We start from the raw sequence: 24,267 nt of genomic DNA, 5'->3' as shown, positions 1-24,267 counted from the left end.
TTCTTATCCAGAGAGGTGGAGGGACTGGCCCTTAGAAACCTCAGCAACAGATCTGAAGGATACTGTGCTAATTCCAGCGGGTGAACAGCCTGATAGATAGGAGCGTTTGTTTTTATTTGTCAGTAACGGCGCACTCTTTAGGAAGAGTGGGTCTTTTTTGTTTTTTCTGGATGAAGAAGTAGGGAGCAGCAGGTATGGAGAACAACAACGACAAAGGGCATTTTCAGCGGAAAATGCAGGCACGGCATGTGGTCATGCTCTCTCTGGGTGGAGTCATTGGAACGGGATTATTCCTGAGCTCGGGTTACACGATTCAGCAGGCGGGACCACTGGGAACTATTCTTTCCTACCTGATTGGAGCCATCGTAGTATATTTGGTCATGCTCTGTCTTGGTGAACTGTCTGTTCATATGCCGGAGACGGGAGCATTTCATAGTTATGCAGCTAAATATATCGGACCAGCAACAGGTTACACGGTGGCTTGGTTGTACTGGTTAACCTGGACTGTTGCGCTTGGCTCCGAATTCACAGCCGCCGGTCTGTTGATGCAGCGCTGGTTCCCATCGGTAAACGTATGGATATGGAGCGCGCTTTTTGCACTGATGATCTTTTTGTTCAATGCTTTAACGGTAAAATTATTCGCAGAATCTGAGTTCTGGTTCTCATCTGTGAAAGTAGTTACCATCGTAGTCTTCATTATTATCGGTGGTGCAGCTATGTTTGGGTTCATCCCCATGGCGGATTCTGAACCGACTCCATTCCTTTCCAATATTACAGCATCCGGGTGGTTCCCTCATGGGGCTACAGCGATATTGATGACCATGCTTGCTGTTAACTTTGCATTCTCAGGCACCGAGTTAATCGGTATTGCCGCTGGAGAAACGGAGAATCCGGAAAAGACGATTCCCAAAGCTATTCATACCACGCTGTGGCGGTTGGTTATTTTTTTCATCGGAACGATTATTATCTTGTCGGCTTTGCTGCCCATGTCGGATGCCAGTGTACTGGAAAGTCCGTTTGTAGCGGTAATGGAGCGGGTGGGTGTACCCTATGCAGCAGACATTATGAACTTTGTTATTCTGACGGCGATTCTCTCTGCTGCGAATTCAGGTCTGTATGCTTCGTCACGAATGCTCTGGTCTCTGGCAGATAAAAAGACGATCTCCCCTTGGTTTGCCAAACTGACCAAGCGCGGGGTACCGCTGAATGCACTTCTGATCAGTATGGTGGGGGGTGCACTGGCTTTGCTGTCCAGCATCATTGCCCCAGGTACAGTATATATTACTCTGGTCTCCATCTCAGGTCTGGCTGTCGTTGCCGTATGGATGAGCATCAGTGCTTCCCAGTTCATGTTCCGCAGACAGTATATCCGGGAAGGACACGCGGTCAAAAATCTGGTCTACCGCACACCACTGTATCCGGTGGTACCGATTGTTTCATTTATATTATGCCTGGCTTCATGCATAGGTATTGCCTTCGACCCAACACAGCGAATTGCGCTGTATTGTGGGGTTCCGTTTATCGCAGTATGTTACGCAGCTTATTACCTGACAGAACGTGTGAATAAGAAAAGAGGACAAGTATATGACGCAAACACAACAGACTAACCCCATAGAACAGATCCTGCGTGAACATCCGGTCATGATTCTGGATGGAGCGCTGGCAACAGAACTCGAACAGCATGGATGTGATCTGGATGATCCATTATGGTCGGCTCGTGTGTTGCTTGAGAATCCGGATGTTATTGTTCAGGTCCATGCGGATTATTTCCGGGCAGGAGCCGACTGTGCGATTACATCCAGTTATCAAGCCACGGTGGATGGCTTCCGCAAGAGAGGAATCGGTGAGCAAGAAGCGTTGGACCTGATTCGCAAGACGGTGGAGCTGGCTGCACAGGCGAGAGATAACGTATGGGCAGAAGTGCAGGGAGGCGGAGTAGAAAACACGGAAGTCAAACTGGAGGGCAATCTGGTCATCGGAACGGCACAACAAACGTCTGATGTCCTAGAGACAGGGGGCTTGGCCCGGCCACGACCGATGGTTGCTGCATCCGTTGGACCCTACGGCGCTTATCTAGCTGATGGATCGGAATACATCGGTCACTACGGTGTGTCAGATGAGACATTGGCTGCATTCCATCGTCCGCGGATGGCCGCGTTGCTTGAAGCGGGTGCTGATATTCTGGCTTTTGAGACCATTCCATCCTTGCAGGAAGCACAGGTGCTGGTTGATTTGCTGAAGGAGTTTCCTCATGCGTATGCCTGGCTATCTTTCTCCTTGAAAGATGGGACGGCAATCAGTGAGGGCACGCCGATTGAGACATGTGCACAATTGTTTGGTTCCGAGCCGCAGATTGCTGCGATTGGCCTGAACTGTGCTCCCATGGAAGTGGTGACGGAAGCAGTGAGTATTTTGAATCGTACCAGCGATAAACCTGTTATTGTGTATCCGAACTCGGGAGAAGTATACGATGCAGCAACGAAGACGTGGAGTGGACAGGGTACATGTGGCAGTATGAGTGATGCTTCGGAACAGTGGGTTGCTGCGGGGGCAAAAATTATTGGCGGCTGTTGCCGAACTACGCCACATCAGATTGGCGAGCTTGCGAAGAAGTGGCGGAAATAAAAGACTTGATGTAGGGTTGTACCCCAAAAAGCTAGAGATACAACCAAATATAAAAAAGCCCTCACGATCCATTACTGGATTGGTGAGGGCTTTTTCAGTGTGATTTAGCTTATAACAACATGAGGACAATCCTCTTCTGATGCCCCTGATTATGCTATTTAATTAACCGAGTGCTAACTAAGGTACGACCTTCGTCGCTTAGGATGTACAGACCCGTTGTGTTATTTAAAAATAGACGATCCTCACTAAGATCAAATTCGCCATTTTTGTAAGTGTACAAAACGTTCAGGTTGCTTGTGTCCATAATAATTAGTTCGGTATTTCCATTCTTTTTAGCTGTAAACATAAAACTTGTACCATCAACTGCCATATGAAGAGGCATCCAATAGCTGTTATAGGTGGTTGGTATGGGCAGATATGCCTTCTCAGCGATTAACTTACCCGCAGATGAATATAACTTAATTCGTTTATTTTTAGCATCTACAAACAAAAAACGATCCTTCAATGCAACAATTTCAGTTGAGTAATCAATATAAGGAAGTTCTTTTGTCCATCTGATTTTCCCTGAACTGTTGTATGCTTTTAGCGTCATAATTTTTTTGTGAATACTATAATGCAACAATGTATCATCGGATAGACCCATAATCTGGTTATACCCTTTTCCGCCAGTAATCGTTTTAATTTTTTTTCCTGTGGTCAGGCTGCTTATGTAGAAATCGGGATGATCACTGAATTTTTTACTAATAATAATATTTCCTGTGATTTTTTCAATAAAATACGGAACCTTGAAATTTCGGCTTAAATTTCCGTTGATATCGTAATAGTAGAGTGTACTGCTTTTTAAATCACCAGAGTCCGCAACCACATACAAACTTCCATTCTCTCTTGGATAGGATGACTCAGGCCCGTAGTATCTCAAAAAATCTTCTGGCGGCCCGGGCAGAGGTGCTGTCCAATGGATTTCACCTGTGGCTATATGCTTGGCACTTACTTGATTATCGTGGAAAATAAACATATATCCATCATCGGATAGCGTGTACTCGTTGTCCGTTGGAATCGACCAAAGTAGCTCCCCTGTTTTGGCATCTACACTGTCGATATAATAATCATTATTCTTGCCTGCTTTAGTTACGAGCAGACTTTCATTCCCCATGGCGTCCGTAACACTCTTCATAGAATATGAGCTTGTTGCACTCTGTCCGCCGTTGGTAATATCATACCCCCATTGGAATTGCAGCAGATCTTTAGCCAGAGCTGGCTCAGATGGGATCGCAAGGAAGATGCACAGGCTGGCTATAAGCCAATAGTTGATTCGTTTTAAACTCATGATTGGTAGACTCCTTATGTAATGTTCTCTGGATTATGGAAGTAACTGATACTTTCTTATTGTCTGCCCGTCGGAAGGTATGAAAAATAGTTCATTTTGCTTGTTGAGGAACAGTTCATCTCGATTAAACCTTACATCGGTCCAATCGTTCTGCGACACCCGATAGAGCTCTCTCAGATTATTCGAATCTCTAATCACGAGTTCTATTCCCTGTTCCGTGTATTGGATGTACATAAAACTCTGTAAATCGATTGCCATTTTCAGAGGGCTATTTGGCTCACCTTGCATGTAAAACGGATTTTCATTTACTCCTGTAATGAATTTTCCATCGGAATTCATAAGCATGATATTGCCTGCGGTTTGTTCCAGATACAGCACACGATCATGGATGATAAATATCTCGGGAGGCCCTTTTTAAAAGAGAAATCATACTTCCATTTCAAAGCTCCCGTAGGCGAGTACGCTCTCAACTCAAGTTCACGGTTATTGATAAACTTCCGGGTTACTAGGGTTCCATCATCCGTAACTCTATTCCCGTAGGGCAAGGTTGTTTCATTGGTCAGCACCGTTAGCTTCTTCCCTGTAGAAAGATCAAAAACGTGAGTATACGGACTTTTGTTGCCCGGTTGACCTAAAATAAAATTGCCTTCTATTGTGTAGTGTTGCATATAGGGGAGAATAAGCTTTTTGCTTCGATGTCCCAGTTCATCATAATAATAAAGAGTTACATATTTGTTTTTGTGATAAGTGAAAGAATAAGCTGTTCCGTTTTTGGTGAAATCTGAGGACTGACCTTCACGAAAGTAAGGGTTTAATGAGGACCATATCGGTTTACCGGTTGTCAGATCCGAGACCGTAATAATATCATCAAATCTTCTTTCATAGTCATCAGTTTCAGCAGGTTTGAAAGTATACATGTAACCATCACTGGTTGAACCATAATCAGATTCTGGCTTGGACCATCGGATGTCCCCGGTTTCACCACTAATGTTCTCCACATATATGAGGTCCTCATTCACAACCTTTCTCACCAGAATGTTTAGGTTACCGGACGAATCCAGTCTGAAGTAATGCGGAGTGAATCCATCCCCCCATTTGCCAGAATCGATTTGTTTGGTCCATTCAAGCTGCGGCACAGCCTTAGCGGAGGCCAAAGGTATGCCAAGTGACAACACTCCTACACTCAGGATACTGATCAACAAACAAAATCGAATACAAAACCATTTCAAAATAAACAGCTCCTTAATAAAGATCGAGGTCAAACAGCTTAATCTGGACCTACCGTTTCATTTTTAATATCCTGCACCAACCTTATGATCTCCGCAACACCTAGTAACAATAGTCCTGCTACAATGCCGTTCATCAAAACTGGAAGAGCCAAAGACCATTGAAAGCCATTGAACTCATTTTGTCCAACGAGAATACCGGCAATAATGGATAGAATGATGCTAATCCAAGCTACCCACTTCAACAATTTACTCGTTTTATTTTTGTTGTACAAAGAAATTAACTCCTTTACCATAGTATACCATTAAGTCTATCATACCTATCGTTGCTAGGTATATAGGACTATTTATATGTCGGATTTAGATTTTTTTTTGAAATATATTGTCATGTATTTTAATAACTGTTTTCTACATGTTATTCGACGACAAGAATACGCGGCGATGCCTGACGAATCACCTTGGACGATACCCACGATCCTAGAGCTGCGGCAAGAATACTCAGACAAGCAAAGAGTATAATGCCTCCCCAGTTCAAAATAAGAGGAATCTGGACGATACCGTATCCCGATAGGACTTTTTCAAGTAACAGGGGGAGAAGGTATACGCCTACAATGACTCCAAGCATTGAACCAATCAGAGCTAATGCAACTACTCCGGTAGCAATGGAGAAACGGATTTTTCCAGATGTCATTCCAATCGACTTATATATGCCATACGTCTTGCTCTCTTTGCGAATGCTGATCCGGCAGGTACTGAAAATAATAATGAATGTAACCAAAATGAACAGCAGACCCATTAGAGCCATGGGGTACACAAGAATGCTTGCAGCTTCTGCATAAACAGAATCCAGCAGCGTTTTTTGCGTGACGATGGAAGCAGAGTCTTTGAACCGCTCATTCAATTGGTTAGCAATGGCTCCTGCCTGTGAAGGATCGTTGACATTAATAAACGCGACATCTACATCTCCGTAATTCGGATTCACGCTTCGAACCGCTTGAGCTGTGATTCTTCCGGATACCGACATGTCGGAGATGGCCTGATAGATGCCCGAAATCATGAACGTGCGCTTTTCTCCTTCAATGTAGAGATCAATGAGATCTCCCATATTCTTGTTTAACATCTTGGCAACACTAACCCCGATTGAAATTTCATTTTCGCGTTCCGGATTGTTTCCTCTCAACGTCTCAAACCCAAGATCTTGATAGCTTCCATCCAGTACTCTTAGATAAAGACTGGTAGACTGGCTGGCCACGTCGGTTGAATCATCTGGAAGGATAACTCCGGTGATGTTCCCTTGCCAGCCCACATTTTTGATGCGAGGGTCTTCTTCCAATACGTTCTGCAGCTCTGCTCTCGGAAACGTAGCTTTGTTTACAACGACTGCGGCAATGTTAGCATTGTCATAACCCCATTTGGCCGCCGTCTGATAGATTCCGGTAATGCTGGTCAGTACAACATAGCCGAGGACAAGGACGGAAGCAGCCATCGTTGTTAGCAATAACATCAGAACCGAGCTTTTGCTGTTTTTGATCAGATTGCGTATGCCGATGACAAAAGAGACAGGCAATCGTCCAAACAAGGCCCGGTTTGTGAGCGGTGAATTCATTCGTCGCGCCATGCGTACATTGTCGCTCTCCGACATACCGTACCGAATGGCCTGAACAGGCTCGATCGTGCGAGCTTTTCTGGCGTATAACACGACGAATGCAATAACCAAGACGAGTAACAGTAGCCCTACAACAATAGCAGCTCCAGTGCCCTCAATTGGAAGATCACCCTGGCCAGTCCGCAGGGATGATACGGAGATGTTGATGATGAATTTGGAGACGAATACGCTAAGTACCAGCCCGGGAAGAACGGCGATGATGGACAGCAGGGCATATTGAATGACGTAGGTACCAATGGTGCCCCGGGAAGTGAGTCCCAGCGATTTAAGGATACCTATCGTTTTGTAGTTGGCCAGAATGGCATCGGATATGGTGAAGCCAATCGTAATGAGGGCAATAATCATCATGACGCCCCCTAAGAATATCATAATGAACCCGACGATCTGATTGATGATCAGATAAAAGGATGAGATACTTTCAAATTCCATTTTGGTTTCCAGAAAGGGGGCACCCGTCTCGCTTGTATAACGATCCCAGTAGCTGGAGTTCGTACTGTAATCATCAAAATGGATGCCCATCATGTGAATATCTTTTCCTGCAAGCGTACTTAAATCATTTTGGTAATCCGTACTGTTCATCCAAATTCTTGCCGTATTGGTGAACGGTGCTCCATAAGGAACATCCACAACAATAGCTGAGACTGCGAGGTCAAGTGTGGTTGATCCGGTTTTGAATTGAATGGTATCACCGACAGCGATGTTATAACCATTCGCCATGGAGGTTGGGATCCATACACTTCCTTGTTCAGGAGCCGAATGCTGTGTACCACTTGCAAATACAAGTTCATCTACACTCCACGGAGGAGGCGGGGTATTCATCATGTATAGATAAAGGTTAGGGATGTCAGTGCCACCAAAAGTGATGCCCGACAAGGTGCGGTAAGTAAGCAAAGGTGAGACTTGAACACCGTTCTGGGCGGCCCACCAGTCATGCACAGTTTGGGGATCATTCAGTCCTTTGTCGAACGTCAAGATCTGATGGGACCCGTTGGTCCGACTATGCATCTCCTCGAACTGGTTACCCGTATTGGCCAGAATGATGACAGATGTGGACACCAGTAGTGTAGACAGCAAAATAAGCAGGGTGATGAACAGGTTTTGAATTTTATTTTTACTCAGATAAGAAAAACTCAGCTTTAGAATGGCGGCCATAGGTTACTCCTTCCCCGACACGAAGGCGAAGACCATGGATTCCCGATTCTGAATCTGGGTTTCGTCATATTTATCGAACTCGAGAATACCTCCGACTTTACCATCTCGGACAAAGATCAGGCGGTCGGCGCGGCAAGCGGCCTTGATGTCATGTGTCACCATGACCACCGATTGTCCTTTCCGGTTAATATCTGTGAGGATGTCCAGCACCGCTTTCCCGTGATCATAGTTCAAACTTCCGGTAGGTTCGTCGGCAAATATAATATCCGGTGAATTGATGAGTGCGCGTGCAATAGCTGCCCGCTGCTGCTGTCCCCCGGAAGTTTGGGAGGGCAGGCGATTGTTCTGACTGTCGATGTCCATGGCCTTCATAAGATGGGCCGCCCGAGCTTTTACTTCATTTTTTTTGTTCCCAGCAATATATCCTGGAAGAGCAATGTTATCCTGAATGGAAAGGTCCGGAACAAGGTTGATGCTTTGATAGATGTAGCCAATTCGGCGGGTGCGGAAATCAGACATTTCCCGCTCACCGTAGGCATCAATGCGTTGATCCTGAAAATAAACCTCTCCAGCTGTCACGTGATCGAGTCCGCTAAGCAAATATAAAAGTGTGGATTTGCCTGAACCGGAATTACCCATGATCACTGTGAAGTCTCCTTCATAGATATCAAGATCGACATTACGAATAGCGTGATACTGTTCACTTCCGGTATTGTATGTTTTGCATAAGTTTTGAGCACGAATGATAGATGTTCTGGTCAAGTGGATCACTCCCCGTTGCAGTATATCATTCATAATAAAGGGAGGATGTTGAGGAAGAATTATCAAATTATGAATAAAGTATTACACCATTCCGGATATATCCGAAAACAGGAAGGTGCCCATAAAATGACGTGAGAGAGTGCGACTTAACAGATGGGCAGGCTGAACTGAAAGATGGTGCCCTGACCTACCTTGCTGGAAAAACTGATCTGCCCTCCATGTGCTTCAATGATGCTTTTGCAGATGGAGAGGCCAAGCCCCGTTCCTTCATGTATACCGGAAGAAGTCAAGGATGAGCTTCCCCGGAAATATCGTTCAAACACAAAAGGCATATCCTGAGCACGCATGCCTTGACCGGAATCGGCGATCGTAAGCTTGAATTGTCCATTATCCAGTTCTGCACAAACTCGAATGTAATCCCCGGGAGCGGTGTGTTTGAGTGCGTTGGATACGAGATTGGAGACAACCTGTTCGATGCGAACAGGGTCCATTCGTATGAGCACATTTGGAATAGCTGCGGATTCCTCGTATATCAGTCCATTAACTCTTACGATATGCCCAATGGGTCTGAGCATGTTTTCAAATACGGCACGACTGTATACCTCTCGGGGCTCAACCGAAATCTGCCCAAGCTCCTGAAGCGCATGAACCAGCAAATCTTCAACGAGCCGTGCCGTTTTATCTGTATGAGTTCGCATAATTTCCATGTATTCCATCAGTGTTTCCTCATCCGCGCAAAGCCCTTCCGATATGGCTTCTATGTATGCTTTTACCGTTGTGATTGGCGTTTTGAGTTCATGAGATATGTTAGTGATGAGTTCTTTTTGGGCTTTCTCCTGCCGTATGCGCTGTTCACTCAAATGCATGATCTCCGTCCGCATCAAGTCAAGCATAGCGTAAAGTCCGCCCATCTCGTCGTTACGGTTATATTGAATCTGTTCCTCATATTGTCCTTTGAGTATCGATTCGGCATGCTGTTTCAATTGGTTAACAGGAGTAAGCATACGTTCTCTGACCCTGCGAGCCATGATGATCAGAAGAAGCATCAGCATGAGGGATATGATGATCAGGCTGCCCAGGATGAATAACGGAAAAGTGACAGGCTGCTGAGCAAAAACAAGTGATTTGGGTACGGTAAAAATGGCGTTTCCGATCTGGCTGCCCCCCGGGCCATCCATTATGGGAAATGCAATGCCCAGTGAATCATCTCCATCTGCGAGCTGCAATGCATCTTTCAGATTATAATGAAGGGCAGATCTAAGGTTCACTTGGGTGCCTTCGGACGAAGAAGCGGAGGACAGCAAAATCACCCCATCCAGTCCGACATAGGAAAATTGAATGTTCTTATCAATGGCTGCAGAACGCAGTTTGTTCTGAATCACCGGATCACGCAGTCTATGGCGGTTTTGTTCCAGTTCAAGCAGAAGCGGGTTAACCTTGAGACGAACCTGATTGATGGTTGGGTTGGATTCACCTGCAGTTCGGCCGGTAAGCAGATCGAGAAACAAAACAACGCTGCAGATCATGACCATCAACAGGAGCGTCAAGGATGTCTTCAGCCAACGTGTGGACCAGGTGTGAAGTGACATGAAGTAGTCTCCATTCTAGCTTTATTCATGATTGAATTTATATCCGACCCCCCAGACTGTTTTTAGTAACGTGGGATGTGAGGGGTCTTCCTCGATTTTTTCCCGCAGTCTGCGTATGTACACGGTTACGGTGTTTTCATCCCCATAGGTTGCATATCCCCAGATGGCGTCAAGCAACTGGACTTTGGAGAATACCTGATTTTTATGGCTTGCCAGATAATGAAGTAACTCGAATTCCTTGGCAGACAGAGACACTTCCAATCCATTCAATGTAACTTTGTAGGCTTTTTTATCGATCACAAGATTTCCAAGACGCAGTAGATCTGTTCTGTCCCGGTCTGATGTCATGCTGTCGTAACGTCTAAAGTGAGCATTAATCCGTGCTAACAGTTCACTCAGCGAGAAGGGCTTGGTCATATAGTCATCTGCTCCAAAGCCAAGTCCAAGTACCTTGTCGGTATCACTGCCTCTGGCACTTAGAATGAGGATGGGGATATTATTGCGCCTTCGGATCTCTCTACAGACCTCGATCCCGTCCATGTCCGGAAGCATAATATCCAGAATGATGTAGTCTGGTTGAATAAGCTCCATAATCTGAAGTCCATCTTGTCCAGTGACTGCCACGGCGGCTTCATATTGATTTTTGGTTAAATAATCTCGCAAAATACGTGAGATATCCGGTTCATCCTCGATAATGAGGACTTTGCGCGGGTGGGTTAGCATATGTATCGCTCCAGTATGATAGATGTGAAATGAATGGATATGTATAAATTTGTGAAATAAATGTCCTATATAATTGTACAGTCTTGTTCTGTAGGAGTCACATAAATATTGAAGTGAACATCATTCTTATTAATCAAGGCACTACAAGTAGCCGTCTACAAGTTTCGTCTTATCAAAATAACCCATGAACCTGCTTGAAGGTCATGGGTTTCTGATACTAATACGTCATATTCGTTCTAGATCGATAGGCTCGTGCTGTCTGGATTTGAGATACTCCGCCGGAGACACACCGAAGTGCGCCCGGAATACCCGGTGGAAATAGGAGTAGCTCGCAAAACCGCAGGATTCGGCAATATGCTCCAGGGTCATTTCGCTGTATTTCATGCGTTCCAGCGCCGCATTCAGACGGATCTCAATCGCGTATTGAATCATGGTCTGATTGTAGTGCTCCTTGAATAAACGGACTGCACGCGACAGGCTGAGTCCGGCATAACGTGCCGCTTCCTCAAGCTTGAACGTAACCGTGGCATGCTCCTCAATATAACGTTTTAACTTCAGCGCAGAGGAAACTGCCCGATCGGTCTGAATATTCTCTTTAATTGCCCGGTCAATATATAGACATAACCCGCGCAGTAACGCATCCTTTAGCTCCGCATTTTCCTCAAGAGGTCCCCGACGTTTCTCAAGCAACATATTTCTCCATAGGCTGATGAGCTTATCATCAAGTCCAATCCGGCTCACGGTAGATCGTTGCTGCCTTTTCCACCAGTTCTCGATCCAACTGCCCTCGCAGAACAGATAATAATCTCCGCTGGACAAGCGTCCTTCCTTATGTGGTTCATCCACCACGAGATGATAGTCGTCGCCAGGTTTGAGCAGCAGCAGATCCCCGCTAGTCATCCTGAATTCTTCATCCTGTACATACACTTTGCACGAACCTTCTGTCTGTAGACGGAACAGATAGGTTTGCAGCTCGCCCTTCATATTATGAGTGAACGCTTTATAGTGGTATGAGTAGTCACAGATCAGTACAGATGTCTCTAACGTATCCAAAGATAAAATCCCCCAATATGTACATCCTGCATGCAATCAAATGGGTACATTCAATAGATGCAAAATGATGGAAATAAAATTTGACCAGATAGTTCATGTTCTGACTATATTGTATATGTTCATTCTAGCCTGTTTTGCGTTAGGATGATACCAGATAGAGCAATGAAAGCAAATTTGAGAACAGAGGTGTATCCTACATGAAAAAACTTAATATTGGTTTGCAATTGTTTACACTCCGTGATGAAACTGCAGCAGATTTTCGTGGTACGTTGCGTAAGGTAGCGGCCCTTGGATATGAAGGTGTGGAGTTTGCCGGATATGGTGATATTCCAGCTGAGGAAATGAAAGCGCTACTAGATGAACTTGGACTGAAAGGATTCAGCAGTCACGTTTCACTACATGCGATGCGCGAGGACTTGCAAAAACAAATCGATTACCTGAAAACAATTGGTGCACAATATATCATTTGCCCTTACCTGATGCCAGAAGATCGTCCAGCGGACGCAGAGGGCTGGAACAAGCTGTTCGCCGAATTGCAACAATATGGAGCTGAAGCGGCGAAGCAAGGGTTGATCTTCGGATACCATAACCATGACTTTGAATTCCACGGCCAGGTTGGGGATGCCAATGCCTTTGATGCCATGTTCGCTCAAACATCGCCGGAAGCGGTAAAAGTGGAAATGGACGTATGTTGGGTGCAATTTGCGGGACAAAATCCGATCGAGTATATTAATAAATATGCGGGTCGCTTGCCGCTGCTTCATCTGAAGGACTTCAGCAAAGACGAACAGGGCCAGATGAAAACACTGGAACTGGGACAAGGTTCGGTTGACCTGCCAGCTGTTATTGAAGGCGCTACGAATGCAGGCGTGGAATGGCTGATCGTGGAACAAGACGTATGTCAGAACCCACCGCTTGAGAGCGTATCCAATAGCTACAACTGGCTGAAACAGAACTATTTGAACCAATTTTAATCTAAGCTTTTTGCATAATCTAAGAACGAATTGAATCGAATTATGAAAAATGCTGAATCTTATTTGTCAAAGGAGACTTATATACATGAGTAAAATTAAAGTTGCTGTATTCGGCTGTGGAGCCATTGCCCAGCGCAGACATATTCCGGAGTACGCTGCCAATGAGAACGTGGAACTTGTCGCTTTTGCTGATCCGATCGTGGAGCGGGCGGAAGAAATGGCCGAAACTTACGGAGGTAAAGCTTACTCCAGTTACGAAGAATTGCTAGCAAACGAAACGGTGGATGCCGTTAGTGTGTGTACACCAAACTATCTGCATGCGCCAATGGCGATTGCTGCTGCCAATGCAGGCAAGCATGTATTGGTTGAGAAACCAATGGCAGTATCCACCGAAGAAGGCGAGCAAATGATTGAAGCTGCCAAGAAAAATGGCGTGTATCTGATGGTTGGACACAACCAGCGTCTGATGCCTCCTCACGTAAAAGCAAAAGAAATTCTCGACTCCGGCAAACTCGGTAAAGTCCTGAATTTCCGTACATCGTTTGGTCACCCGGGTCCGGAAGGATGGAGTGTGGACGGTGCTGAAAGCTGGTTCTTCCGTAAAGAAGAAGCTATTATGGGCGCGATGGGTGACCTTGGCGTGCACAAATCAGACTTCATCCGTTACTTGCTGAATGATGAAGTGTCTGAAGTGGCTGGTTTCATCAGCACACTGCACAAGGAAGGAACTCAAGTTGACGATAACGCAACTTGTTTGCTGCGTATGAAGAGCGGAGCGATCGGAACGCTGGTAGCAAGCTGGACACAATACAGAGCTGGAGATAACAGTACAGTGTTGTGGTGCGAGAATGGCGTTATGAAGATCGGAACAGTGGAAGGCGATGAAGTTATCGTTGAGCTGACCAATGGTACAGTTGAGACGTACAAAGTTGGTGCCATGGCTACCAACGAGAAACAAGTGCCGAGTGGTGTAATTGACGCATTTGTAGAGTCAATTGTAACGCAAACACCTCCAGCGATTTCCGGGGAAGAGGGCTTACGTTCCCTGCAAGTGATCCTGGCAGCATTCGAATCCGAGAAAACAGGTCAGATCGTTAAACTGTAATCCATACGAATGACAGTGCAATTACTAACATTCTATGCGTCTTAATCCATGATATAAGGGACTTACCTTCAGAAATGTATTCTGGGGTAAGTCCTTCTATATTTCTCCCCAACCGAGTAGGGGAAAGAGAACAGTAACAGGAATACGGTAATTGTGCAGCAGGGTTTACATATTGGATCGCTTTTACACAACAGAAAAGGCTGATATTCCGCGCTATCGCGGAATATCAGCCCCTTATACTCATTAAAGCTAATGATAGAATGATTAATATTCTTTAGATGCCAGCAGGTACATCACTGCCCAGATCCAGCCATGCGATTTCAGCAGGAGTCAACGTGATGCGAGATCCTTCGTCACAGGAGAGCAGTTCCGCTTGATTCTGGGCACCGATCAGGGCACAGGTTGGGAACGCCTGATTCAATACATAAGCGAGTGCAATCTGAATGGGTGATGTTTTCTTCGAATTAGCCAATTGTTCAGCCCGGCGTAACCGTTCCCAGTTGCCATCACTGTAGAATACACGCACCAGATCTTCGTTATCCCGAACTTCAGGTGTGAATCTTCCCGTGAAGAAACCACGCGCTTGGGAGGACCAGGACAGCAATGGCAGCTTGGTTTGTTCATGCCATGCCAGCGTCTCTGCATCAGCTGACACACAGCCTTCCCAGAAAGGTTCGTTTGCTTTGGCGAGACTGAGGTTCGGACTGCTGAATGTGAAGCCCTTCAAGCCGTTTGCCGCAGCGTAAGCATTGGCTTCCTCGAGCCGCTGCCAGGTCCAGTTGGAGGCGCCAATTGCGCCTATTTTGCCGGATTCAATATGTTCGTTTAATGCTTCAAGAATAACACTGACAGGGATATTTGGATCATCCCGGTGCAAGGCATACATCTCTACATGATCTGTCTGAAGACGCTCCAGACTTTCCATCAAGTCACTGCGGATGGCATCAGCGTTCACGCGTGGCCCATTCTGGTCGTGATGCGCGCCTTTGGTGAGAATGACGATCTGGTCACGGTTACCGCGTTCCTTCATGTAACGACCAAGGACTTCTTCACTCTGTCCACCACAATAAATATGTGCTGTATCGACGGTGTTACCGCCAATCGATAGAAAAGCATCCATGTTCGTAGCTGCTTTATCGTAAGCATTATGCACGAAATAATCCGTTCCTTTAATCAATCTGGAGACGCGTTTACCTGCACCAGCAATTTCGATATATTCCATAAGTCAGTTCATCCTCTCAATTATAGTGTAATTCGTGTGCGTTCTTCCGCTGAACGAAGGCAAGCTTCCAGCACTTTCATATTAGCTACCGCATCGGAAGGGGCGAAGCGCAGATCCTTGCCCTGAAGTACGGCACGTGCCATGTCATCTCCCTGTAGAGAGTAGTGGTTCACTTGCGGAACTTCAATCTCTTTGCGTTCACCGCCAGCCGTTACATAGAAGTTGGAACTGCGATCCTGACGACCGATAAAGGCCGATGGTACCTCAATGATGCCATCAGAACCTAGAACTTCGAGCGTGTTTCGGAAGGCCGCCCACATGCTGCTGTCAAACGTCACACCAACGTGATTATCGAATTCCAGCAGTCCGGAAGCCATCATATCGACCTGATCATGCTGTGGGGAGAACATGCCAATAACGGTAACTGCACTCGGTTCCTGACCAAGTAGCAGACGTGCTACGCTGATGGAATAACATCCGATATCATACAGTGCACCTCCACCCCACTCCTTCCGAAAGCGGACATTGCCGGATGCATTGGAGTTATTAAATGAAAATGTGCTGTGAATACCACGGATCTCACCAATCTCACCACTGGCAATGATATCCCTGATCTGCTCATAACGTGGATGATGACGGTACATGAATGCTTCCGCGAGATGCACACCTGCATCTGCACAAGCTTGAACCATCTCCTGAGCTTCCTGCTCTGTCAGAGCCAGTGGTTTTTCGCACAAAATATGTTTGCCTGCTTCAGCAGCCCGGATCGTCCATTCCCGATGCAGATGATTCGGAAGCGGGATATATACGGCATCAATGGAATCATCGGCGAGCAAAGCTTCATAACTGCCATAAGCCTTGTCGATCCCAAGTTGTTCGGCCGTCTGTTTGGCTTTATCTTCGTCTCGACTGGCAATCGCGGTTACTTCGTTCAACTCGGATTGCTGCAAGCCAGGAATGACGGATTCCACAGCAATGCTAGCGCTACCAAGAATGCCCCAACGTAATTTTTGAACTGAATTCATGTGTTGTATCCTCCTGTGTATAAATGTATATTGTGATTATAATGAATAGACCAACGAATTAAAATGATAATATATTGAAGTTAGTTAACACAATATTGTTGATCAAGGAGGACCGGCTATGATGAGACAAACCGTATTGCTTACCCTGCAGGATATTCCATATTTTTGTTATCCCGAATCCGTTGGACATTATATGGATCACGTCCAGCATTCCGTGTTGCGGGAGGTAGGTGTACTGAACAACTTTAATATTCACTACGTCGCTTCGGGCAAGGGATATGTGGAAGTGGACGGGGTGGAGCATGAACTTCGTGCAGGTCAGGCGGTACTCTATTTCCCGCAGCAGCGACAGCATTATTATAGTAGTGAAGATGATCCATGGGATGTACGATGGGTTCATTTTTACGGTGAACGTCTGCATGATTATATGATTGAGCGGGGGTTACATCGTAACCTGTTATGGACACTGCGGCAACGCAGCTCTTGGGAAGAGGCTCATCTGGCCTTGCTGACTGAAGCGGAACAGAACACCATGCTGCGTCCGGCTCAGCTATCCACATTGACCTATGCCGTACTCGCCGAGTTCGTGCAGCATGCAGTACCTTTGAAGAACACACGTACCACAAGTAAGGCGGAGAGCCGGGTACTTGCACTTCTTCCACAGATGCAGCAAGAGGCCTGTCAACCTTTCCTGTTACAGGACTGGGCGGATCTTGCAGGTGTGAGTTCATATTACTTTTGCAAAATGTTCAAGAGTGCTGTAGAGATGACACCTATGGAGTTTATCACTCGTTCACGACTACAGATGGCGAAGCAATGGTTACTGGAGCGGCCTACGGCCAACATTGGACAGATTGCAGAGGAAGCGGGATATCCCAATGCCAGTTATTTTAACCGCCAGTTTATGGCTCATGAGGGGATGACACCTACGGATTATCGCGGATTGTATCACAATTAACCCGTATCCTGTCGATGTTGCCAGCGCTTGGAGTGTAGTGGTTTGACAGAGAGCTCAATCAAGTCTATTATGGATAAATTAAATCCGTGTATAATGAGGTGCCCTCATGAAATATTCAAAAGCAACAAATTATGCTTTGCATACCATGCTTCATCTTGTAAGTACTGCCCCCGAACAGCTGGTTAGTGTCCACCAACTTGCAGAATTGCAGAAGGTATCACCAACCTATCTATCCAAAATATTGACCAAATTGGTTAAGGCGGGCATGATCGAATCCACATCCGGTGCCAATGGTGGTTATCGGCTTAGTCGTAAAAATCCCGACCCTTCTTTCCTGGAGATCATTCATGCGATTGAAGGTCAGGCATCCTTGTTCGAATGTTCCCAGAATCATAACGCAGGCTGTTTGATCCAGCAGGTGATGGTTCAGGCGGAAGAAGAGATGGAGAGTTTCCTGAACAATAAGAAAATGTCAGAACTCGCTTCCCAGATGAAGAGTTGGAGTGCACAGCAGTAGCTTGGGGCTAGAAGTGAGGCTTGAATTGATGGGATTAACTCGTCTACCATAGGTATATCCAGATCTTTCCCCAACCTCGCGAGAGGTAAGGAAAGATTTTTTGTATCGTTGTGCCTAATAGAAGTGGAATGGTACAATAAGGAAGGTATAGGTGCATACATACTTGATCCAATCTTACATCACATTTTACATCTCTGGAGGGACAACACATGAGCCAATCAACGATCACAGGACTGGAACAATTGCTTGCGCTGGAAAACATTCGGAACACCAAGGCGCGTTATTGCCGTTATATTGATACGAAACAATGGGACACCTTGGGTGATGTGTTTGCTCCCGATGCAGTGGCTGATTTCAGCACAGAAGGCAATCCAATTCCGGTATTAACCGGTCGCGACACCATCGTACAAGTATTCCGTGATCTGGTGGATGTTGCCGTAACCGTACATCATGTTCATAGCGCCGAAGTTGAATTTGTATCCGAGAATGAAGCGAAGGTCATCTCTCCAATGGAAGATTGGGTAACGTTCCCGGAGGGCAATGAGAACAAATCTTTCCACGGATTTGGGCACTACCACGAAACTTTTGTCAAAATCGACGGTCAATGGTACATCAAACATACAAGTCTGAAACGTCTTCGTCTGGACCTGTTTGAATAGTATAATCAGTGTAGAAGAATAGAGAAGTCGATCAACCCAAAAACAGCCCCGAGTAGCGCAATGAATGCGCCCTTGGGGCTGTTTTTTTGGTTAGTGGAGTAGAGTAGCTGACTTTAGATCCGACTAGTTGATTCTGTGACTTTCCGTGACTGCATTCTCAGATACACCTGAGAGAAAATAACGGATGCCAGTGCGACCACGGTCATACCCCAGAAAATATTGGTGTACGCCGAGGAGAGTGGCAAGTTCTGCATCGCCGTTAATGCTACACCAGTAACAGCAACGCTGAAAGCACCGCTGAAGAACTGACTGAGTTGGAACAGTCCCATACCTGCGCCCACCTGATCCATGGTCAGGTTACCAGACAATTCATTGGACACGCTGGTGGTCAGCGATGAGAAACCGACGCTGAGCAGGACATACACAGCCATAATGGCGTAGATGTTATTGTCTGCAAATAAGGCGAACAATCCGGCAGCGGCCAGTAGCAACCATGGTGCAAACTTCAGCAGCAACGTATTGCCGTGTCGGTCAATCATTCGACCGATCCGGTTGGACAGCAGCATGGACACGACTGCACCCGGGAAGATGACAAGTCCAGATTGAGCAGGGGTCAGTCCATATAGATGCGCCAAAATTTGCGGCAGCAGGAACAGCGTTGAGAAGTTATTGATGTACGATACAATACCCAACGAGCTGAGCATCATATATTTTTTGTTTTTGAACAAAGCAGGTTGAACAAATGGATCTGCTGCGCGCCGAATTCGGAGCCAGAACAGAAGCAGTGCCGCTGCACCGATAACAAGCGTGAACCACTGACGGGAAGTCAGGAATAACAGCACACCGGTAGTACCAATGGCAAGAAGCACGGCACCCAGAAGGTCAAATGAACCTTTTTGCGGTGTTTCCCGAGGAAGCAGTTTAAAGAATACAGGAATCAAGAATAACGTTAGTCCCGTAACGATAAATAGATCATGCCATCCCAGAAATTGAGTAATACTTCCGCCGATGACGGGACCAAGTCCAAGCCCAAGTGAACTGGCGGACATGATGACAGCCATCGATTTACCTCGGCGATCATTTGGAATGTATCGTGTAATCAGCACAATGGCGAGCCCGGGAACAGAAGCAGCACCCGCAGCCTGAATCAGACGTGCAATAAGCAAAATGATGAAGTGGTTACTAAAGAACCCGAGAACGGAAGCGGCGCCAAGTAACGTAAGCCCGGTCGTGAATAATGTACGAATGGGTATGAAATCCGATAGACGTGAGAACGTAATCGAGGAAATGGCAAATACGATGGAATACCCGGTAACAATCCATGAGGAAGCAACGGATGTAAGCATGTATTCGGCTGCAATTTTGGGCAGCGCCAGATTAAACATCATTGTATTCATAACAACGAGTACAACGGTGAAGCCAAGTAAGCTTACAATTAATCCTTCTTGTATTCCGGTCCGTTCCCCTGAAGATGCAGTTGCGGTGTTGTTCATAAAAAACCTCCTAAAGTGATGTGTATTTCGCAACATTTCAGAAACGGTGTGTAACATTTGCAAAATGTAGTATGATGTCAATCCCGTGCCTAACAGCAGGGGTTTCATAACGAAATCATTAAAGTTCGATTGGTGTCGAACATTAGAAATATATCATGGATATGTGGTAGAATACAATGCATAGTCTGAAAAAAGGAGACTACCGCATGAAAATTTTACATCATCCACAGGTGTCAGATATTGAACTTTCCTCTGTACTGTATGCGCTGAGTGACCCGACCCGTCTTGGGATTGTTGCAGAAGCAGCAAGAAGTGGGGAGCAGCCGTGCAGTCATTTTCATGCACCTGTTGTGAAGTCAACGATGTCACACCACATTCGAACCCTGCGGGAAGCCGGAGTTATTCGGGTCAGAGTGCAAGGTACCCAGCATTTTCTCACCCTGCGGTCTGAAGATTTGGAAACGCGCTTTCCAGGACTCTTGCAACCATTATTGCAGGCCGCAGCTCAGTCGAGCACAGATCTTTCCTAAATGTTGTCCTTTCTTCAGGTCGAAGAGGGGACATTTTTTATTTTCTAATACGGCATGTTCAAAAAGTTAACGATTCAGCACCGAGAAGGTTGCGAGAACCTGAAGGAGGAGGAGCGGAGTGTAGGCAAACCTACATGAGCACCGGACTCCGAAGGTGAACGCAAGATTCGATGTCGAGTTCGCTTCTTGGGCTACTTCGTGATCATTGGGGACTTTTTGAACAACCTTTAAAACTGATGCGACATTCTGTGTCGTACCATGCCATATATAATAACGGTGAACACACAAACCATATCGAAAAGAGGTTCACTACCATTGGCAAAAACCAAAAGAGGACGCATTTTGTGGAGTCTTCCTTCCAGGGGCCGGGGAACATGCCCGGTATGCAACAGTACCCGAATTAAATTGTTGTATACGCGAACGAAAACAGACGGTACAAGTTTGAAGGTATGCAAGAAATGCTTCAAAGCTATGCAATCCAGAGTGGATATGGCACACGTCTGACATATCAGGCCTGTTCTTCGGAACAGGCCATGTCTTTTGATATAATAAGTGAATTAGGATCGGAAGAGATCGGGGGGCGGAAAGATGAGTAATATGCATCGGATTCACTGGTTTGACGAACAGATTCGGGGAGGACGTTTTCCTAACAGCAGTTGGCTTGCCCGTGAATTTGAGATTTCTCGTCGTCAGGCTCAGCGTGATATTGAATATATGGCAAACTCCCTGCGCGCCCCCCTGGTATATATGGCAAAATATCGGGGCTATTGTTACGAGGATCAGACCTTTCGATTGCCCCATTTATATATGACAGAAGAAGAGCAGCGTGTGCTGAAATATTTGGCACATCGTTACCGGCATTATGATTATGATCAATCGGACGCGGTGAAACGTGTAGCACATTTACTGGAGCGTTTTACGTTGGAGGAACAACAGATGGGAAGTGGTGAGCTTCCGGTGTTTTCGGCGCAACCGAAGCAGCTGCAATTCTTTGAATTGATATCCCATGCTATAAGCGACTTGCGTAGAGTACATATTCATTACAGGGATCACGAGGGGGAACGACAATTTTCCATGTGTCCATTAAAGATGATATCCCAGTTCAACGCCGATTACGTGGTGGGCTATGAAGCAGACCCTGTGCAGCAAGTGGCAATTCGATTGGAAGGCATTGTTCATGTATCAATATCGGATGAGAGATTTGAGTACAGATCAGATGCTCTCCTAGGTGGATGGGAAGAACCGCTGCCTGTGCGTAAACCGTTTGTAGCTGAGATTCGCTTTAAGGAATTGCAGCAAATGGACCTATGGCAAGGGTATCGTATTCGGGATAGGCAAAATCAGATTTATTCGATTGAATTTTATGACACGGACGCTTTCTTGCAGCATTTGTTTATTAGCGAATGGGAAGAACTTTTGTCTCCAGGATGGCTTAGACGCAAGCTTCAGCAAAGCGCAGAAGGGTTGATCCACAGGCTTGGAACATAGAGTGAGTCTGTAAACAGGCAACAAACGAGCAGATGCAGAGCAAACTGCTGTTTCTCGTAAATACATCAGGAAAACCACCATGGAGAGGAGCTTTTCCCTTGGCTGAAGTCGTGTTAAATAACCTCATCATGAAGCGGGAGTCCAAATCATACGTGGATAGTCTGCATGCGATACTAACCCATACGGGTCAGTTTCAAGGTTCCAAGGTTTTACTTGCCGGATATACGGGCATGGCTTTCAAGCTATCGGTGCATCGCCGACTACTTCCCATGTCAGTTACAGCGTATGGACAATGGGGGGAAGCACATCGTCCGGGAGTCGATAACCTGGGAATATTCACGATTTGGGATGGGGGACGTACACGTCATTCCACGTTTGGTTATTACCAGCAGGATGCAGTGAATTGGGTGAGACGTAGTATTGATGAAGGCACTGGTGTGATTTACTGGATTCCTGAGTTCGGTGTTATTCATGGATATGATGACCGTGACCGCATCTTTTATGTGCAAGACGGATGGAGCAAGGAACCGCAGATTTTGTTGTATGACAATTTCGGCTTAAACTCTACCGGATTTTGGTATTGTCAGGTATTTGGTGATCAGATCCGCATCCCTGAACAACAGATGCTGCTGGAATCCCTGCGACTGGCGATTGAGGATTGGGATATTCCCTATCGTCTGTTACCTGATCAGAATATTGCTTCAGGTAGAAAGGCATATGATGTGTGGGTAATGGCCCTGCGGAGTGGGGATTTTGATGAGTCGGGTGCGGGTTATATTTTGGAATCCTTCTGCCATTCGCGAACCGAAATAAGAATGTATTTGCAGGATGTTCGAGGGATATGGAACGAACTGGACCAGGCTTGTACATGTTATGAACAGCTTGGGACGTTAATTGACCAAATGAAAGGATATATGGTACAGCACGAGAATAGACGTGTCTTGAGACCAGATACCACAGAAGATCTAGCACAGGTACTAGTGAAGGCGAAAGCGTTAGAAGAGCAGGCTATTGATTATTTTCGATTGATATCCAGGAAGTATCCTGACCGTAAAAGGTCCACTATACCACGGTGGGGAGCACATTCAGCACGATAGGATGAGAGAGGAAGGGAGTGAAGGATGATGGCGACAAAAGTAGTATTGCAGGACTGGATTCGCTTCCCGCAAGCCCCAACCTCTGCTGATGCACACCTATCATGGAACGGTGTGGGTTCGTATACAGATGCGATGTACCGCATTTTATTGCACACACAGTGGATGGATTTCCCGCGCCACATGATTGCAGGTATGACGGCAAGTGCATTCCGATTAGTGGTGGATCGGCGTCTGACCGCAGAATCAATCTCGGCATACAACTGGATGGCAGAGAACTTTGTGGCGGCTGATTTTCTTGGCGTAACAACGGGACAACATGGTGGATTTTCATTTGAACCGACTTTTCCGCTCTATCAGAAGCAGGCCGTGCTGGACATCAAGGCGTCCATTGACCGAGGCATAGGTGCAATTCTCTGGCACGATCAATTTGTCATTGTTACTGGATATGATGATGTGGGACGGGTGCTATTCATCTGTGAAAGTAAGGGGAATGAAGTCATTCGTCTGCCCTATGATTCGTTGGGGAGAAACAGTACACCCTACTGGTACTATCAGGTGCTGGAAGCTTGTGCACCGATAGATCAATGGGAAGTCTGCAAGGAATCGTTAATCCAGGCCGTGTACAAATGGGAAACCCATGACTACATGCTGCCGTCCCAGGATTATGCCTGTGGAGCTGCTGCGTATGCCGCTATTGCTGTTGTTTTGCAGACAGAAACCTATGACGCAGAACAAGCGGCAGCTGTACTTCGCTATTATGCCAAATCAAGACTGGATATTGCCTCTTATGTTGCAGGACTTAAGCATCTGTCTATTCAAATGGATCAGGTTATATACGAGTATGAGCTACTCGCAAACCTGTATACAATGATCGTTGAGGTGATAGATGACTCCATCGCTTGGGATTCGAGAGAACCAGACTGTGTGCAAAACGTGATTAAGCTTATCCGAAAGGCAGGGGCGGCGGAACAACGTGCCATTGATGCCATTAAACGTGCCTTTCCAGAGACGATAGGCAATCGCTTTGACGACATAGGTTTAAGATGAGTGGAGCTGGCGGTTCCTCTGATATGACA

General features: G+C 46.1%; 23 protein-coding genes and 1 riboswitch. Of the genes, 12 read left to right on the top strand and 11 right to left on the bottom strand.

What is annotated here, in order from left to right; genetic code table 11:
* Positions 1-103: riboswitch (SAM riboswitch) on the top strand.
* A 91-nt stretch (positions 104-194) separates the two neighbouring features.
* Together mmuP and mmuM are read left to right on the top strand one after the other, a co-directional pair.
* Positions 195-1,607, top strand: a complete 1,413-nt coding sequence (gene mmuP, locus AB4111_RS27335) for an S-methylmethionine permease (protein WP_442034176.1) — start codon at positions 195-197, stop codon at positions 1,605-1,607.
* On the top strand, positions 1,585-2,625 hold the full coding sequence (gene mmuM / locus AB4111_RS27330; RefSeq protein ID WP_442034174.1) for a homocysteine S-methyltransferase: 1,041 nt from the start codon (positions 1,585-1,587) through the stop codon (positions 2,623-2,625). The genes mmuP and mmuM overlap by 23 nt, the downstream gene beginning before the upstream one ends.
* Before the next feature lie 154 nt (positions 2,626-2,779).
* Here the strand turns inward: mmuM and AB4111_RS27325 are convergent, their stop codons facing one another.
* The 8 genes from AB4111_RS27325 to AB4111_RS27290 form a co-directional block, all read right to left on the bottom strand.
* Positions 2,780-3,952 (bottom strand): hypothetical protein, encoded by a 1,173-nt coding sequence (locus AB4111_RS27325; protein WP_442034172.1) that lies wholly within the window; start codon positions 3,950-3,952, stop codon positions 2,780-2,782.
* A gap of 335 nt (positions 3,953-4,287) precedes the next feature.
* Positions 4,288-5,181 carry a hypothetical protein gene (locus tag AB4111_RS27320; protein WP_442034170.1) on the bottom strand — a complete coding sequence of 298 codons (894 nt, stop codon included), beginning with the start codon at positions 5,179-5,181 and terminating at the stop codon, positions 4,288-4,290.
* A 38-nt stretch (positions 5,182-5,219) separates the two neighbouring features.
* The gene (locus AB4111_RS27315; protein WP_442034168.1) at positions 5,220-5,453 is read right to left on the bottom strand and encodes a hypothetical protein; all 234 of its coding nucleotides are present in this window, start codon (positions 5,451-5,453) and stop codon (positions 5,220-5,222) included.
* Positions 5,454-5,593: 140 nt separating this feature from the next.
* Entirely contained in the window at positions 5,594-7,996 is a 2,403-nt protein-coding gene (locus AB4111_RS27310) for an ABC transporter permease (protein WP_442034166.1), read from the bottom strand.
* Positions 7,997-7,999: 3 nt separating this feature from the next.
* The gene (locus AB4111_RS27305) at positions 8,000-8,758 is read right to left on the bottom strand and encodes an ABC transporter ATP-binding protein (protein WP_253441098.1); all 759 of its coding nucleotides are present in this window, start codon (positions 8,756-8,758) and stop codon (positions 8,000-8,002) included.
* A 146-nt stretch (positions 8,759-8,904) separates the two neighbouring features.
* Positions 8,905-10,347, bottom strand: a complete 1,443-nt coding sequence (locus AB4111_RS27300; protein WP_442034163.1) for a sensor histidine kinase — start codon at positions 10,345-10,347, stop codon at positions 8,905-8,907.
* A gap of 21 nt (positions 10,348-10,368) precedes the next feature.
* Positions 10,369-11,070, bottom strand: a complete 702-nt coding sequence (locus AB4111_RS27295; protein WP_442034161.1) for a response regulator transcription factor — start codon at positions 11,068-11,070, stop codon at positions 10,369-10,371.
* Positions 11,071-11,295: 225 nt separating this feature from the next.
* The gene (locus tag AB4111_RS27290; RefSeq protein WP_442034159.1) at positions 11,296-12,123 is read right to left on the bottom strand and encodes an AraC family transcriptional regulator; all 828 of its coding nucleotides are present in this window, start codon (positions 12,121-12,123) and stop codon (positions 11,296-11,298) included.
* Between the two features lie 197 nt (positions 12,124-12,320).
* On the opposite strand from AB4111_RS27290, the gene AB4111_RS27285 reads away from it, so the two are divergent.
* Complete coding sequence (locus AB4111_RS27285; protein WP_442034157.1) at positions 12,321-13,097, top strand: sugar phosphate isomerase/epimerase family protein; 777 nt, start codon at positions 12,321-12,323, stop codon at positions 13,095-13,097.
* An 85-nt stretch (positions 13,098-13,182) separates the two neighbouring features.
* Positions 13,183-14,202, top strand: coding sequence for a Gfo/Idh/MocA family protein (locus AB4111_RS27280; RefSeq protein ID WP_442034155.1), 1,020 nt, complete (start codon positions 13,183-13,185; stop codon positions 14,200-14,202).
* Between the two features lie 274 nt (positions 14,203-14,476).
* Here the strand turns inward: AB4111_RS27280 and AB4111_RS27275 are convergent, their stop codons facing one another.
* Together AB4111_RS27275 and AB4111_RS27270 are read right to left on the bottom strand one after the other, a co-directional pair.
* Positions 14,477-15,424 (bottom strand): aldo/keto reductase, encoded by a 948-nt coding sequence (locus AB4111_RS27275; RefSeq protein ID WP_442034153.1) that lies wholly within the window; start codon positions 15,422-15,424, stop codon positions 14,477-14,479.
* 20 nt (positions 15,425-15,444) lie between these two features.
* Positions 15,445-16,449, bottom strand: coding sequence for a Gfo/Idh/MocA family protein (locus tag AB4111_RS27270; protein ID WP_091019157.1), 1,005 nt, complete (start codon positions 16,447-16,449; stop codon positions 15,445-15,447).
* A gap of 118 nt (positions 16,450-16,567) precedes the next feature.
* Between AB4111_RS27270 and AB4111_RS27265 the strand changes: the two genes are divergently transcribed.
* From AB4111_RS27265 to AB4111_RS27255, 3 genes are all read left to right on the top strand, one after another.
* Positions 16,568-17,407 (top strand): helix-turn-helix domain-containing protein, encoded by an 840-nt coding sequence (locus AB4111_RS27265; protein ID WP_442034150.1) that lies wholly within the window; start codon positions 16,568-16,570, stop codon positions 17,405-17,407.
* 106 nt (positions 17,408-17,513) lie between these two features.
* The gene (locus AB4111_RS27260) at positions 17,514-17,924 is read left to right on the top strand and encodes an RrF2 family transcriptional regulator (RefSeq protein WP_091019160.1); all 411 of its coding nucleotides are present in this window, start codon (positions 17,514-17,516) and stop codon (positions 17,922-17,924) included.
* Positions 17,925-18,133: 209 nt separating this feature from the next.
* Positions 18,134-18,583, top strand: a complete 450-nt coding sequence (locus tag AB4111_RS27255) for a nuclear transport factor 2 family protein (protein WP_074096526.1) — start codon at positions 18,134-18,136, stop codon at positions 18,581-18,583.
* A 113-nt stretch (positions 18,584-18,696) separates the two neighbouring features.
* Here the strand turns inward: AB4111_RS27255 and AB4111_RS27250 are convergent, their stop codons facing one another.
* Positions 18,697-20,076, bottom strand: coding sequence for an MFS transporter (locus AB4111_RS27250; RefSeq protein ID WP_442034148.1), 1,380 nt, complete (start codon positions 20,074-20,076; stop codon positions 18,697-18,699).
* A gap of 206 nt (positions 20,077-20,282) precedes the next feature.
* Between AB4111_RS27250 and AB4111_RS27245 the strand changes: the two genes are divergently transcribed.
* From AB4111_RS27245 to AB4111_RS27225, 5 genes are all read left to right on the top strand, one after another.
* Positions 20,283-20,606: an ArsR/SmtB family transcription factor gene (locus AB4111_RS27245; RefSeq protein ID WP_253441061.1), complete on the top strand. Its 324-nt coding sequence runs from the start codon at positions 20,283-20,285 to the stop codon at positions 20,604-20,606.
* 315 nt (positions 20,607-20,921) lie between these two features.
* Positions 20,922-21,110, top strand: coding sequence for a hypothetical protein (locus AB4111_RS27240; RefSeq protein ID WP_442034146.1), 189 nt, complete (start codon positions 20,922-20,924; stop codon positions 21,108-21,110).
* A gap of 84 nt (positions 21,111-21,194) precedes the next feature.
* A complete protein-coding gene (locus tag AB4111_RS27235; RefSeq protein ID WP_442034144.1) occupies positions 21,195-22,094 on the top strand; it encodes a helix-turn-helix transcriptional regulator in 900 nt (299 codons plus the stop codon).
* Between the two features lie 98 nt (positions 22,095-22,192).
* On the top strand, positions 22,193-23,191 hold the full coding sequence (locus tag AB4111_RS27230; protein ID WP_442034143.1) for a hypothetical protein: 999 nt from the start codon (positions 22,193-22,195) through the stop codon (positions 23,189-23,191).
* A gap of 24 nt (positions 23,192-23,215) precedes the next feature.
* Positions 23,216-24,238: a hypothetical protein gene (locus AB4111_RS27225; protein WP_442034142.1), complete on the top strand. Its 1,023-nt coding sequence runs from the start codon at positions 23,216-23,218 to the stop codon at positions 24,236-24,238.
* Positions 24,239-24,267 lie beyond the last annotated feature (29 nt).

This window comes from Paenibacillus sp. 2KB_22 (assembly GCF_052115745.1).
GTDB lineage: Bacteria > Bacillota > Bacilli > Paenibacillales > Paenibacillaceae > Paenibacillus.
The sequence above is the reverse complement of the archived record's forward strand: the minus strand, read 5'-3'. Positions and strand labels throughout refer to the sequence as shown.